This window comes from Sporosarcina sp. P18a (assembly GCF_002743135.1).
Classification (GTDB): domain Bacteria; phylum Bacillota; class Bacilli; order Bacillales_A; family Planococcaceae; genus Sporosarcina.
The window spans coordinates 297737-311068 of sequence record NZ_PDYQ01000003.1; the positions used below are offsets into that span (position 1 = coordinate 297737).

Genomic DNA, 13332 nt, shown 5'->3' on the forward strand with positions numbered 1-13332 from the left:
GTTGCAATCATGACCAACCAAAACGAAAGTTCTATCTTCATCCGAGAGCTCGAACTACTTAGCGATGAGTATCATACCGCGCCCGCCGATATCAAAACTTTTATCCTACAAGATATTCAGTTACTTGAGTCTGCGATTTCTCTCTTACAAAGTGACGTACAGTAATGACTTATCATATAGAGTAGACATATAGTTCAGCTCATATAAATAACTGTTGCATTTTATTATCACGGTCTACACGTTCTTTTTCTGTAGCCAAGTCATATTTTTTCAACAAATGAAATACCTCATTTAATGTCTCTTGACTCAATGATTTGCTTAAAAACAACTCACAACTTTTCACTAATTCTTCTGGCATAAATGATTTCTGTTCTGCTAACTTTTCCACAACATCTGGTTGTGTATGGTCCATAGTACAATTGCTCATCTACATTCACTCCCTTATTAACACCCTATCATAATCTTCATGTAACTCAAAATAAAGACTGGTTGCTTATTTCGTAAGAGCTTCGAGTCTTTTTGTTATTTACCTTCATAACGAAACATACTAACAGTTATTGTTTTATTCGATCTACCGGGAGATGAAAAGATTATGACAGCTATTAAAAAACGTAAACATACTATTTCTCCTCCCGCACTTATTGCTGCCTCTTTCCTATTCACTATTGTCATCGGAACCATATTAATAAAATTACCCATCGCTACGTATAAACCTATTAGCTGGGTTAATGCACTGTTTACTGCCACTTCTGCAACAACTGTCACTGGACTGAGTGTCTTTGATATCACCGCTACATTCACAACTTTTGGGGTAGTAGTCTTGCTCATACTGATTCAAATAGGCGGCGTTGGATTAATGGCATTTGCCGTTGCCGTGCTCGTTATTTTAGGTAGGAAAGTCGGTATGACAAACCGCATATTCATCCAAGAAACATTCAACTATCAGTCTATTGGTGGAACGGTTCGCTTTGTAGGTGAAATAGTAGCATTTGTAATTGTAATAGAAGGTCTAGCATTCATTGCATTATGTACTGTTTGGGTACCTGAGTTTGGTTGGAAAATGGGAATGTATTATAGTGTATTCCATGTAGTATCCGCTTTTAACAATGCAGGGTTTTCATTATTTCCAGATAATTTGAGTTCGTTCGTAGGTAATCCTATTGTTACCATCATCCTTTCCGGGTTATTTATTGTTGGTGGAATCGGCTTTATTGTAGTGAAAGACATCCTTCAAAAGAGATCCATCCAACACTGGACACTACACACAAAAATGATGATATTCGGTACGCTAATCATGAACACGATTGCTACACTCTTTTTACTCATACTAGAGTTTCATAATGAAAAAACAATTAGCAGTTTGAGTTTTACTGACAAGCTTTGGACCTCATACTTTCAAGCTGTGACACCGCGTACTGCTGGATTCAATATGGTAGTCGTCGGAGATATGGAGGAGTCCTCTCTACTACTCACACTCCTTCTCATGTTTATTGGTGGAGGTAGCGCATCTACTGCTTCCGGAATAAAGTTAACGACCTTTATGATTATTTTACTGGCGACAATTTCGTACTTTAGAGGAATAAAAGAACCGCATATTTTCCGGCGTACAATCAAGACGGAAATCATATTTCGTTCTATGGCTATAGGATCGGTGAGCTCTGTTATTATCTTTGTTGCTTTATTTTTGCTGACTGTTACCGAAAAGATGCCTTTCTTGTCTTTACTTTTTGAAACGGTCTCAGCTTTCGCAACTGTAGGACTTTCATTAGGAATTACAGGAGATATTAGCCCCGCAGGTGAAGTAATTCTTTGTTTTGTCATGTTTTTAGGTCGTATAGGGCCATTAACCTTATTCTTCTTGCTGATTCACAAAAAGAAAGAGTCTTTCCATTACTCGTATGATCAAGTGCAAACGGGTTAATTGATAGTAATTGCTCATATCGAAAACCTCCAAGATTTTACTCTGGAGGTTTTTTACTATTGACTTAACCGTTCATACTGTATATATTGTTTATATACGGTATGAAAGGAAAAGGGGTGATGTATTGAATATTGTCATCTCCAATTCGGTGAACCAACCGATTTATCTGCAAATCAAGAATCAGCTAAAAGAGCAGATTTTATTGGGGGCACTGAAAGAGAAAGAAGCACTACCTTCTATACGCAAATTGGCGAAAGACTTGCAGATCAGTGTAATCACAACGAAAAAAGCTTATGAAGAATTGGAACGGGATGGACTTATTGAGACATTTCCAGGAAAAGGATCATTCGTTGCCGCACAGAATCACGAACTATTGAAAGAAGAACAGTTAAAGAAAATTGAAAAACAGCTGCTGAATGTTATTCAAGACGGGCGAGCATTTGACGTGGGATTGGAAGAGTTAATCCATATGCTGACATTGCTATACGAGGAGTGAAAAGAATGGAAAATATAGCGGAAGTACGAAATCTGACGAAACAGTTTAAGGGATTTGCACTGAACAACTTGAACTTTGATATTAAAAAAGGATACATTACAGGATTCATCGGGGCAAATGGTGCTGGGAAAACCACAACGATCCGCTGTCTAATGGATTTAATTCGTGCTGATCAAGGAGAAGTACGTGTGTTTGGCACGTCACATAAAAATCACACTGTAGATATCAAGGAGCGCATAGGTTTCGTTTACGATGCTGATTTCTATTACGAAGACCTGACTATCGAGAAAAACAAGCGCATTCTTGCACCCTTTTATTCAAAGTGGGACGATGAACTATTCTATTACTATCTTAGAAAGTTTCAGCTGAATACAGCACAACGAGTCAAACATTTATCAAAAGGGATGCGAATGAAGTTTTCACTTGCAATGGCTCTTTCCCACCATCCTGACTTTATCATTATGGATGAACCAACAGCCGGTCTGGATCCCATTATCCGCCGCGAACTGCTCGACATGATGCAGGATCTCATACAAGATGAGGAAAAGGCGATCTTCTTCTCGACGCACATCACAACGGACTTGGAAAAAATAGCTGATTTCATTGTTTTCATTCATAATGGAAGTATTATTTTTCAAGGCGAGAAAGATGAATTTACCGAATGTTATGTATTAGTCAAAGGTACAACCGATCAGCGTACTCTGCTTGATGGATACCCTGTGATTGGACTACGCACTACAGACGTCGGTTTTGAATGTCTGGCAGATACCGTGGAAATTCCTTTAGAGCACCTATCATCATTGCTTATTGAAAAACCGACACTCGAAGATATTATGTACTACACCGGAAGGAGAGGATTCGAATGAAGGCCTTGATCCGAAAAGACTTATACACACAAAAGGCGAGTGCTTTCTTACTTACAGCATTATGGTTCATTATTTTCACAAACTTTTTCACAGACGGTCAGCCTGTCCGTCATGTTTTACTTCTAATCTTCGTCGCTTATTTCATAGCTATTTCAACAAGTAATAAGGCATTTGAGAAAGAATCAGTCTTAATAAACAGCCTTCCGGTTACAAGAAAACAATTCGTACTAGCGAAGTATGCGTCTGGTTTCATTTGGTTCGGTTTGTCAGCAGCCGCTGTGTTATTTTATATCTTCTTGTTCGATACGTTCGCTCCTTTTCCTACCCGGATGATGACAATCCCTGAAGTACTCATCGCGCTTGGATGTTTTTACGTCATCATTTCGCTCTTTTATCCGCTACAATTCAAGGCAGGCTATGTACTGGCGACCTCTTTAACGATTGCCTTGCCGTTATTGAGCATGATGTCGTTTAGAATTATATTAAATATCATGGAAAATCCCAGAATGGTTGCAGAACAACAATTCTTTCTGCAAACCGCAGATCTTATAACTACCAATCAATGGACAATCGCACTCTCAGTTCTACTAGTCAGCGCCCTACTGACATGGTTATCTATTCTGTTATCGATACGAATCGTGCGTAAAATAGATTTTGATCATGGGTAATTTATTTATCAAATAGCCTTTGCAATTAAAAATCGTCATTTAATAGATTTTGACCTCACTTACATGCAAAAGAGATGCCCCATTGAAGTGTAGTCACTTTCAATAGGGCATCTCTTTTTAAGTTCCGCAATACGTTTGAAAAGTAGTTCCGTCTTCGGGCGGATTCACGTATTCTTCTTGTTCAACCGTATATGCATAAGGGTTTTCTAGAACTTCAAGTAGCTTCATAAACGGATGCATATCTCCAGTTTCAGCTGCCTGTAACGCCTCTTCTACCCTATGGTTTCTCGGAATGACCGATGGATTATGTTGCTTCATCAATAACTCTACTGCTTGCGCGTCTTCTGACTGACGTTGCAGTCTATCAACCCAACGCTTTTTCCACTCAAGAAAATCGGGCTCGTCGAACCATTCTTCTTGCTGTCCAAGCGTCAACGAACGGAATGTATTTGTATAGTCAGCTTGATGTTCTTTCATGATAGTCAACAAATCTTTTACCAATGGTTCATCGGCTTCCTCTTTATTGAACAAACCTAATTTGGACCTCATACCCGTTAACCATGCCGAGCCGTAAATCATGGCGAAATTGGAAAGCTCATTCTCCGCCAGCTTCACTGCTTCCGCTTGTTCTTCGTGAAGCAATGGCAAAAGTGTTTCAGCAAAACGAGTCAGATTCCACTCTGCTATACCCGGTTGATTACGATAAGAGTAGCGTCCTTGCACGTCGATCGAGCTAAAGACGGTTTGCGGGTCATAGCTGTCCATAAACGCACACGGTCCATAGTCAATCGTCTCGCCGCTAATTGTCATATTGTCCGTATTCATCACCCCATGAATAAAGCCGGTAAGCTGCCAGTTCGCGATCAAAGATGCCTGACGCTTTATGACGTTTTCAAGTAATGCTACATATGGTTGTGGCTCTGATTCCACTTCAGGATAATGGCGTTGAATTGTGTAATCTGCAAGAGCACGTAAATCTTTGACTTCTTGTCTGGCTGCCGCATATTGGAATGTACCGACACGTAAATGACTTGAAGCAACTCTTGTCAACACGGCACCTGTCAAAGCCGTTTCACGTAAAACAGGCTCCCCCGTTACCGTGACGGCTAAACTGCGTGTTGTGGGGATATTCAGACCATGCATCGCTTCGCTAATCAAATACTCACGTAACATGGGTCCGAGGGCCGCACGTCCGTCCCCACCGCGCGAATAAGGTGTCCTTCCTGATCCCTTCAATTGAATATCCATCCGTTGTCCTTCTGGCGTCAACTGCTCACCCAACAGCATGGCACGCCCGTCACCTAGCATAGTGAAATTACCGAATTGATGACCCGCATAGGCCTGAGCAATTGGATCTATTCCTTCCAGTTTTTCATTTCCAGCAAAAATGGCAATCACTTCTTCCGAATGCAATTGTTTTTCATCGAGACCCAGCGATACCGCCAGTTCATCATTAGTCAAAACCAGTTGCGGTGAGCTGACGGTATTTGGTTCCACTACTGTGTAAAATGTTTTCGGTAATTCACGGTAACTGCATTCAACATTCCAGCCGATGTTCGGGTTACGTTTCATCTGTTCTTCTTCCTTTCCATATGCTGCTCTAGTATGACTCACTTTTATTTATCGTGCACTATTTTACTTAATTTACTTTCTATATCAGATGCATGTATTGTATCATTTCGATTAGAGGTCAGCCAAAGCAATCGAATCACTGACATCCCTTCAAACAGCCCATACTATTGATCAACCATCCTATTTGGAGGTGTGGCAGAGCAAACTACGAGCCAGTATGATCATAAAAAAGCTATCCTAGACATCACTTGGTGTCGAGGATAGCTTTTTCAGGATACTTTTGCGAGTGAAAATCCTCTACCGAGAATTTCCGAAGCATTTAGAAAGACGACAAATGCCTGAGGTTCTTCCTCTCTTAAGATCTTCTTCAAGTAAATTGCTTCCGATTGCTCAACCACACATAGAATCATGGTCTTTTCCTGATTGGAAAAGCCACCTACCGAACGAACTTTAGTCAATCCACGATCAATCTTCTCCTTGATAATCGTCTGGATATGTTCTTCATGATCCGTAATAATCAATACTAGTTTAGATTGAGATGTTTGTAACTGTACAAAGTCAATCACCTTACTCGTCACAAAAATCGCCATCATCGCAAATAATGCCAACTCCAGATTAAATACGATAGCGGACGCAATCACAACCAATCCATCCACGAATAATTGCGCATACCCACTAGACAGACCGGTGTACTTCTTGACAATCTGCGCTACTGTCGCAAGTCCTCCAGTCGATCCATTTCCCCGGTAGACTATGCCAAGCCCTACTCCTAACATAATTCCCCCATAGATTGCTGACAATAAAGGATTGTCAATCGTTGAAGGTATATCAGCAGTCAGCCAAATGGTTAGCGGTACAAAAAACGTTCCCACTAATGTTTTCAGACTAAAATCCTTGCCAAGAAGCACTAGACCTATAAAAAATATCGGGATATTAATAAGCCACTGCACAAAGGCGGGTTCAAATCCATACATCTCATACAGAATGGTACTAATACCAGACACGCCCCCAGCTGCGAGTCTTGCTGGTAAGAAAAATATATTGAAAGCCAAACCGACTAACATGGATCCGATCATAATCCAAACATATTCAATCAGTAGCTTTTTTCTCGGTGAACGGGTCTTCATTTATAAAACCTCCCTATCTTGATGAGCTAAAAGCACTTTCGCTATTTTACATCATATTGTAAGCAATGAATAGCCTATCCTTATTTTGTAGGCATAAGTGATTCCTTCTATGCATCTACTAGTTTTGATAGTAAATTCACTTGGAAGGAAGCGATGTATTGAAATTAACACCGTTTATTGATCCACTACCTATCCCCCAATACCTTACTCCACTTGAGAGGCATAAGTGCCTCTCATACTATGAAATTGGGATGAAGGAGTTCTTCCACGAATTCCATTCAGAGTTGACACCCACAAAGATTTGGGGATATGAAGGGCAATTCCCTGGTCCTTTAGTAAATGTGAACAGCGGTGAGTGTGCACATATCAAATGGAAAAACGAACTGCCCGACAAACACTTCCTACCCATTGACAGGACGCTGCACGGTTCAAGTGAACATATGCCAGACGTTCGTACAGTCGTACATTTACACGGGGCGGAAGTAGAACCCGAATGTGATGGTCATCCTGAAGCATGGTTTACAAATAATTATCATACAGTAGGTCCTGTATTTGACTCTCCCGTTTATAAATATAATAATAATCAGCGTGCCGCCACACTTTGGTACCATGATCATGCGGTCGGTATTACGCGTTTAAATGTTTATGCCGGTCTAATCGGAATGTATATTATTCGCGATGAAGAAGAACGTAAACTGAGTCTCCCATCTGGGGCGTATGAAATTCCACTCATTATCGCTGATCGTGGCTTTAACGAAGACGGCTCCTTATTTTATTCAGATACAACAAATGTGAGGCCAGGACCTGTACAGCCTGGATTGACATTCCCACATCCATCCGTCACACCTGGTGAAGCGTTTGAAAACATCACAGTGAACGGTAAGGTCTGGCCATACCTAGAAGTAGAGCCAAGAAAGTACCGATTCCGCATATTGAACGCTTCAAATGAACGCTTTTACAAAATGAACTTATCAAACGGTCAAAAAATCATACAAATCGGCTCAGATGGTGGGTTATTGGAAACACCTGTTTATATGGATGCGTTAACGATTGCACCCGCTGAACGGATGGATGTAATTATTGATTTCTCTAAACTGGCACCCGATGATACGATTGTTTTAGAAAATACGGCTGCCATACCGTTTGATTTCCCACCTCCAATAGGCACTCTCCCTGACCCTGAAACCGATGGACAGATTATGCAGTTTAGAGTGGTTGAATTAACAGGACCAGATACAAGCAAAGTTCCCGCTATACTCAGCAACATACCTAAACTACGGGAATGCGACGCCGCTCAAACACGCGACATTACATTGGATGCAGACATCGATGAGTATGGCCGTTTAAAGTTCTTGTTTAATAATAAAGGTTTCATGGAACGAATCGATTTCAAGCCTAAACTGAATGATACAGAGATCTGGCGCATCATCAACACGGCTGGCGCAACGCATCCCATACACATCCACTTGATTCAATTCCAGATTCTCGACCGCATCCCATTTGACGCCCAAGGCTTCACGGCGAATGGCTTACTTAGTTTCACGGGTCCTCCTGTACAACCTGACGTCAATGAACGAGGCTGGAAAGACGTCGTTCAATCTCCGCCTGGATTTGTGACACGAGTCATTATGCGTTTTGCTCCATTCACCGGTCGCTACATGCTTCATTGTCATATTTTAGAACATGAAGATCATGACATGATGCGACAATTCGAAGTAGTGGAGCGCAAATGTAGTTGCAAAAATAACTGCATATGCAAGGAACATAAACCAAAACGTAAATGTGAATGCAAGAAGAAGTGTACATGTCGCGGCAAATGTACATGTAAAAAGTCATGTACTTGTAAGAAAAAGAAATCCAATCACCCATCGAAAGAAGAACGTCGTCATAAAAAGTGTCCTACGTGCCCTCCTTGTTCCGAGACGTATCGTTGTGAATGTGAATGAAGGAAAAGAACCCCACGAGATTATATCTCGTGGGGATTTAAGCTTCTATCAAATAATCATAGAGTGTATTTTCTACTGGGTGTTCCATCACCATGTTCATATGGACAACAGGCAAACGCTTCCCTTTACCATCTATCATATAGTCTTCTACAATGCTTTCTTGATCAGGTAGACCTTTACCCAAGTAAATGAAGAAGGCTTCCCATGTTTCACTCTGCATTAAATCAGGAATACTTAACTATGGACTACACTATAATGAAACAAAGTGGAGGTGTGGAAATGAAACAAAAGAAAACTTCTGTGCTGTTACGCATAGCTATTGTTATCACCTACGCAATCATGATCACAGCTAACGCATTGGCCAATATCCTTCCTCTAAATGGACAAACGACTGGTGAGCTATCGGATAAATACGGAAATCTATTTGCTCCGGCAGGATTTACGTTTTCTATTTGGAGTCTGATCTACTTACTGTTATTATTTCATGTCATCTATCAACTAGGCTTTTTCCAAAAGAATAAAAATCCACAACTTCTAAGTCAAGTAGGCATATGGTTCTGTATCTCTTCTGTATTGAATGCATCGTGGATTTTCTTATGGCATTATGAATATCTGTTACTTTCCGTTATAGTCATGTTACTCATGTTGCTGACATTAATAAGAATCAATACCCTCACATTTAATGCTTCGCTGACTAGAAGAGAAGCGTTCTTCATAAAACTTCCGTTCAGCATCTATTTCGGATGGATTACTATCGCTACGATTGCAAACATTACCGCTTTTCTCGTTTCTATTGAGTGGGACAGATTGGGTTTATCTGACGTCACATGGACGATTATCATTTTATTCGTCGGAGCTGCTATCGGAATTCTAACAACGATTCGACGCCAGGATATAGCCTACGCACTTGTATTGATTTGGGCATATTACGGGATATATTCTAAGCACACTTCAGAAAGTGGATTTAATGGAGAGTATCCTTCTATTATCTTATCTATCTTAATCTGTTTGGTGCTCATAGTTTTGACTATTGTACTCGTTGCAGCAAAAAAGCTTCGCAAATAAAAAGCGCAAAGGAGCAGGCTATTGCCTCTTCCTTTGCGTCAAATAATCATGCCATCAGGTCGTGTTATCATACAATACCCAATACTTACATACTACTACAAAAACTTATCGTGATGTTTTTAACAGCCTGTCCAATCGGGGATAATTAAAACGTTGCACACGTCAACCGATATACTTTGCTAGGGAACAATTGATTCAAGTTATGACATCAACCATGCTTCCGGCTATAAATCCCCTTTAAAAAACTCTATTAAACCCTCTGCGCGTCAGAGTTAATTGGTGTTGTCTAACCTTGTCCTGCCTGCACCAATTTCGTGTACTTTTATCATTTTCTTCATCTCCCCACTTCTATTGTCAAATAACATATAGTTCGAGAAGATATATCCAATAAAAAATTCCACAACTAAAGAGCCAGTGTTTTTTAAAACTATGTGAAAAGTCTTTGCCCTGACCACTTAAACTTATTATAAATTGACTCTTTTTAAAGTATCAGATTTCCTTTATTCTAAATTTACTACTTTTATACGTGAGGAAGGTTCAGGCCATGCAAAAAACACATAGCTATCCAGGACAACGAACGAAGACGTTTGATCTAATACTGACATCCATGCTTGCGTCACTCGTATTCGTCGCTACTCTTTTACTTAATATTAAACTACCTCTTGGAAACGGCGGACTAATTCACCTCGGCACTTCCATGTTGTTCATTGTCTCCATTTTATTCGGACCGAAGAAAGGTATGATTGCTGGAGCTGTTGGAATGGGCTTGTTCGACCTCGTCAGCGGATGGGCTTTATGGGCACCTATCACTATCCTGACACGCGGCCTGCAAGGTTATATTGTAGGTAAAATCGCTTGGTCAAACGGTCGTAAAGGGACAAGCTTTAAATTCAATTTGATCGCCATGCTAGCATCCATACCATTCACTATTGCTGGCTATTATATCGGAGAGAGTATTCTATATCACAGTTTGATCATCCCGCTTGCTTCCATTCCAGGCGACCTGGTCCAATGTGCAGTAGGAATCGCCATTGCCGTTCCTGTCTGTGCCATGTTAAAAAAGGTTTCAATGTTCAAGTAAATATACAGTTGAAATCCACGGTATCTCACACGCTGCCATTAATTCAAAATCCCCCAAAGTCCAATTGATTAGTCGTTTAGTGTCGTATACTATTTACATACATGAGTATGGAAACAGTAGTTCGTGACAAAAAAATAACCTGTCCGAGAGATTTTGGTCTCCCGGACAGGTTATTTCTATTACTGCTTCATATTTACGAATACACTTTTCACTTCCGTGTAATTCGCTAAGCCGTATTCTCCGCCCATTTCGCGGCCAATGCCCGATTGCTTATAACCACCGAATGGCATAGTCTCCCACTCAAGACCGAAGTCATTAATCCATACAGTACCAGACTGCAACTTACTTGCGATATAATGTGCTTTTTTGACATTTTCTGTCCAAACACTTGCCGCCAAGCCATATTCACTATCATTCGCACGCTGGATTACCTCTTCTACCGTATCAAAGACGAATAGTGATAAAACAGGGCCAAAGATCTCTTCACGAGCGATCGTCATATGATCTTCCACATCCGCAAACACTGTTGGTTGTACAAAGAAACCTCTTTCATGCGCTTTCCCGCCTCCAGCTACTAGACGTGCTCCTTCTTCTTTCCCTTTTTGGATATATTCCAATACCGTTTTCTGTTGCTTAGCAGATACGAGCGGCCCCATTTCCGTAGATGGATCCATTCCAGGTCCGACTTTCAACGCCTTCGCTTTAGCGGCTAGCGCTTCAACAAATTGATCATACAGGCTGCGATGGATATATGCGCGAGTACACGCACTACAGTTTTGTCCATGGTTATACATAGTTCCCGCAAATACGCCTTCGATAGCTTCTTCCACATCCGCATCTTCCAATACAATAGAAGGTGATTTTCCACCAAGCTCAAGTGTAATACCTTTCAACTGATCTGCAGCAGATTTCATTACTTGTTTCCCTACTGCAGTAGATCCTGTAAATGCCACCTTATCTACCTTTTCATGTGTGATTAAAGCATTACCTGCTACACTTCCAGCACCTGGCAACACGTTAACAACACCGTCAGGGAAGCCGGCTTCTTTAAACAGGCGAGCTGCATAAAGTAACGATAATGGTGTTTCACTTGCCGGTTTGATGACTACTGTACAACCTACTGCAAGTGCAGATCCAAGCTTCCACGCTGCCATCGCTAGAGGGAAGTTCCAAGGGATTACTTGCCCTACCACGCCAACCGGCTCATGCACGATATAGTTCAGGTAATCAGGCGATACTTGAACAGTTTGTCCAGTGATCTTCGTTGCCCAGCCTGCATAGTAACGGAAATGTTGTACAGTTCCGTCTACGTCGTCTGCCAATGCCACCTCGTATGGTTTCCCGTTGTCTAACGCTTCAAGCTGTGCCAGTTCTTCACGGTTCTCGTCAAGTAAATCTGCAAATTTATAGATCAAGTGTGAACGAGTTGCTGCGTCCATCTTTGTCCATTCCCCTTCATCGAATGCTTTACGAGCAGCTTCTACCGCAGTATCTACATCTTCAGGCTGTGCTTCACTTACTTTGGCGATGACTTCTTCCGTTGCGGGATCAACTACGTCAAAAGTTTTCCCGCTCTTCGCTTCTACATACTTTCCATTGATATAGAGACCTTTTGTATTTCTTAAAAACTCCTGTACTTTAGGTTTTAGTTCATAATTTACTTTCAGCATTCGAAGCTACCTCCAATTCTTTCTTCAGTACGCCAAGTCCATCCATCAAATCTTTTAGCTTTTGATCTTCTTCTTCGTTTAATGGGAGACGCGGCAGACGGCAAGGTCCTCCTGCACAGCCTTTAAGCTCCATTGCGCGTTTTGCGATTTGTACATACTTACCCGAACCTTCAAGGAACTCACACAACGGCAGTAATTCATCATATAACTTCCACGCTTCATCCATATTTCCGTCCTGCAATGCATTGTACAATTTCATAACATGACCCGGTACGATGTTTCCTGAAACGGAAATCCATCCTGTTGCGCCAACCAAGAATGATTCAATCGCCAAGTCTTCTGAACCGCAGAATACTTTTAGGAATCCTTCACCTTGACGTGCAATATCGCGCGCTTTACCGATTCCACCGCTGGATTCTTTAATATGTGTAATGTTTTTTACGTCGCGACCTACGCGCAGAATCGTTTCTGTGCTGATGTCTACGCCAGACGTGAACGGGTTGTTGTAAATCATAACTGGTATTTTAACGGATTCAGCTACTGCTTTGAAATGCTCGTAGATTTCGTCTTCTTTTGGATGAGCATAATAAGAGTTAATCAAAAGTGCAGTGTGTGCACCTGCTTTTTCCGCCTGCTGTGTATATTCAATTGCATCCGCCGTTGTTTCTGCTGCTGTGCCCACGATCAACGGAACGCGACCATTGACTTGTTCCACTGCTACTTCTACTGCTTTGAAACGCTCTTCTTTCGTTAAACTTACGAATTCTCCTGTACTTCCATTAATCGCAATTCCATTAACGCCTTCTCCGATAAAATGCTCAATATTGTTACGGAATCCGTCCCAATCAATCTCTTTCTGATTTAACATCGGTGTTACCAATACTGGAAAGATACCTTTTACTTCTGTCATTTTAAATTCC

The 13332-nt window shown here is 41.1% G+C and carries 14 protein-coding genes; 8 read left to right on the plus strand and 6 right to left on the minus strand.

Annotated features, from left to right (window positions below; all coding sequences use genetic code 11):
* Positions 1-9: 9 nt before the first annotated feature.
* Complete coding sequence (locus CSV75_RS16325; RefSeq protein WP_155979523.1) at positions 10-165, plus strand: hypothetical protein; 156 nt, start codon at positions 10-12, stop codon at positions 163-165.
* A 34-nt stretch (positions 166-199) separates the two neighbouring features.
* Here CSV75_RS16325 and CSV75_RS11145 read toward each other — a convergent pair whose 3' ends face one another.
* Complete coding sequence (locus CSV75_RS11145; protein WP_099675873.1) at positions 200-427, minus strand: group-specific protein; 228 nt, start codon at positions 425-427, stop codon at positions 200-202.
* A gap of 165 nt (positions 428-592) precedes the next feature.
* Between CSV75_RS11145 and CSV75_RS11150 the strand changes: the two genes are divergently transcribed.
* The 4 genes from CSV75_RS11150 to CSV75_RS11165 all read left to right on the plus strand — a co-directional run bounded on the left by CSV75_RS11150 (position 593) and on the right by CSV75_RS11165 (position 3951).
* Complete coding sequence (locus tag CSV75_RS11150) at positions 593-1921, plus strand: TrkH family potassium uptake protein (RefSeq protein WP_099675874.1); 1329 nt, start codon at positions 593-595, stop codon at positions 1919-1921.
* Between the two features lie 124 nt (positions 1922-2045).
* Positions 2046-2417 (plus strand): GntR family transcriptional regulator, encoded by a 372-nt coding sequence (locus tag CSV75_RS11155; protein ID WP_099675875.1) that lies wholly within the window; start codon positions 2046-2048, stop codon positions 2415-2417.
* Positions 2418-2422: 5 nt separating this feature from the next.
* Positions 2423-3283, plus strand: coding sequence for an ABC transporter ATP-binding protein (locus CSV75_RS11160; protein WP_099675876.1), 861 nt, complete (start codon positions 2423-2425; stop codon positions 3281-3283).
* Complete coding sequence (locus CSV75_RS11165; RefSeq protein ID WP_099675877.1) at positions 3280-3951, plus strand: ABC-2 transporter permease; 672 nt, start codon at positions 3280-3282, stop codon at positions 3949-3951. The genes CSV75_RS11160 and CSV75_RS11165 overlap by 4 nt, the downstream gene beginning before the upstream one ends.
* 117 nt (positions 3952-4068) lie before the next feature.
* On the opposite strand, the gene CSV75_RS11170 is transcribed toward CSV75_RS11165, so the two are convergent.
* Together CSV75_RS11170 and CSV75_RS11175 are read right to left on the minus strand one after the other, a co-directional pair.
* Entirely contained in the window at positions 4069-5523 is a 1455-nt protein-coding gene (locus CSV75_RS11170; protein ID WP_099675878.1) for a protein adenylyltransferase SelO, read from the minus strand.
* A gap of 269 nt (positions 5524-5792) precedes the next feature.
* Complete coding sequence (locus CSV75_RS11175) at positions 5793-6650, minus strand: YitT family protein (protein ID WP_099675879.1); 858 nt, start codon at positions 6648-6650, stop codon at positions 5793-5795.
* A 158-nt stretch (positions 6651-6808) separates the two neighbouring features.
* Between CSV75_RS11175 and CSV75_RS11180 the strand changes: the two genes are divergently transcribed.
* The gene (locus CSV75_RS11180) at positions 6809-8596 is read left to right on the plus strand and encodes a multicopper oxidase family protein (RefSeq protein ID WP_099675880.1); all 1788 of its coding nucleotides are present in this window, start codon (positions 6809-6811) and stop codon (positions 8594-8596) included.
* Between the two features lie 37 nt (positions 8597-8633).
* Here the strand turns inward: CSV75_RS11180 and CSV75_RS11185 are convergent, their stop codons facing one another.
* Complete coding sequence (locus CSV75_RS11185; RefSeq protein WP_099675881.1) at positions 8634-8816, minus strand: DUF3427 domain-containing protein; 183 nt, start codon at positions 8814-8816, stop codon at positions 8634-8636.
* A 119-nt stretch (positions 8817-8935) separates the two neighbouring features.
* Between CSV75_RS11185 and CSV75_RS11190 the strand changes: the two genes are divergently transcribed.
* The gene (locus CSV75_RS11190) at positions 8936-9661 is read left to right on the plus strand and encodes a TspO/MBR family protein (protein ID WP_483315691.1); all 726 of its coding nucleotides are present in this window, start codon (positions 8936-8938) and stop codon (positions 9659-9661) included.
* A gap of 544 nt (positions 9662-10205) precedes the next feature.
* Positions 10206-10742, plus strand: coding sequence for an ECF transporter S component (locus CSV75_RS11195; RefSeq protein ID WP_099675882.1), 537 nt, complete (start codon positions 10206-10208; stop codon positions 10740-10742).
* A 179-nt stretch (positions 10743-10921) separates the two neighbouring features.
* On the opposite strand, the gene CSV75_RS11200 is transcribed toward CSV75_RS11195, so the two are convergent.
* Positions 10922-12412, minus strand: a complete 1491-nt coding sequence (locus CSV75_RS11200; RefSeq protein WP_099675883.1) for an aldehyde dehydrogenase family protein — start codon at positions 12410-12412, stop codon at positions 10922-10924.
* Positions 12393-13322: a 4-hydroxy-tetrahydrodipicolinate synthase gene (dapA, locus tag CSV75_RS11205; protein WP_099675884.1), complete on the minus strand. Its 930-nt coding sequence runs from the start codon at positions 13320-13322 to the stop codon at positions 12393-12395. Before dapA ends, CSV75_RS11200 begins: the two co-directional genes overlap by 20 nt.
* Positions 13323-13332 lie beyond the last annotated feature (10 nt).

What these genes read in the sequence shown, in the direction of transcription:
- CSV75_RS16325 (WP_155979523.1), top strand. Translation starts at nt 10, where the DNA reads ATGACCAACCAAAACGAAAGTTCTATCTTCATCCGAGAGCTCGAACTA.
- CSV75_RS11145 (WP_099675873.1), bottom strand. Translation starts at nt 427, where the DNA reads ATGAGCAATTGTACTATGGACCATACACAACCAGATGTTGTGGAAAAG.
- CSV75_RS11150 (WP_099675874.1), top strand. Translation starts at nt 593, where the DNA reads ATGACAGCTATTAAAAAACGTAAACATACTATTTCTCCTCCCGCACTT.
- CSV75_RS11160 (WP_099675876.1), top strand. Translation starts at nt 2,423, where the DNA reads ATGGAAAATATAGCGGAAGTACGAAATCTGACGAAACAGTTTAAGGGA.
- CSV75_RS11165 (WP_099675877.1), top strand. Translation starts at nt 3,280, where the DNA reads ATGAAGGCCTTGATCCGAAAAGACTTATACACACAAAAGGCGAGTGCT.
- CSV75_RS11170 (WP_099675878.1), bottom strand. Translation starts at nt 5,523, where the DNA reads ATGAAACGTAACCCGAACATCGGCTGGAATGTTGAATGCAGTTACCGT.
- CSV75_RS11175 (WP_099675879.1), bottom strand. Translation starts at nt 6,650, where the DNA reads ATGAAGACCCGTTCACCGAGAAAAAAGCTACTGATTGAATATGTTTGG.
- CSV75_RS11185 (WP_099675881.1), bottom strand. Translation starts at nt 8,816, where the DNA reads ATGCAGAGTGAAACATGGGAAGCCTTCTTCATTTACTTGGGTAAAGGT.
- CSV75_RS11190 (WP_483315691.1), top strand. Translation starts at nt 8,936, where the DNA reads ATGATCACAGCTAACGCATTGGCCAATATCCTTCCTCTAAATGGACAA.
- CSV75_RS11195 (WP_099675882.1), top strand. Translation starts at nt 10,206, where the DNA reads ATGCAAAAAACACATAGCTATCCAGGACAACGAACGAAGACGTTTGAT.
- CSV75_RS11200 (WP_099675883.1), bottom strand. Translation starts at nt 12,412, where the DNA reads ATGCTGAAAGTAAATTATGAACTAAAACCTAAAGTACAGGAGTTTTTA.
- dapA (WP_099675884.1), bottom strand. Translation starts at nt 13,322, where the DNA reads ATGACAGAAGTAAAAGGTATCTTTCCAGTATTGGTAACACCGATGTTA.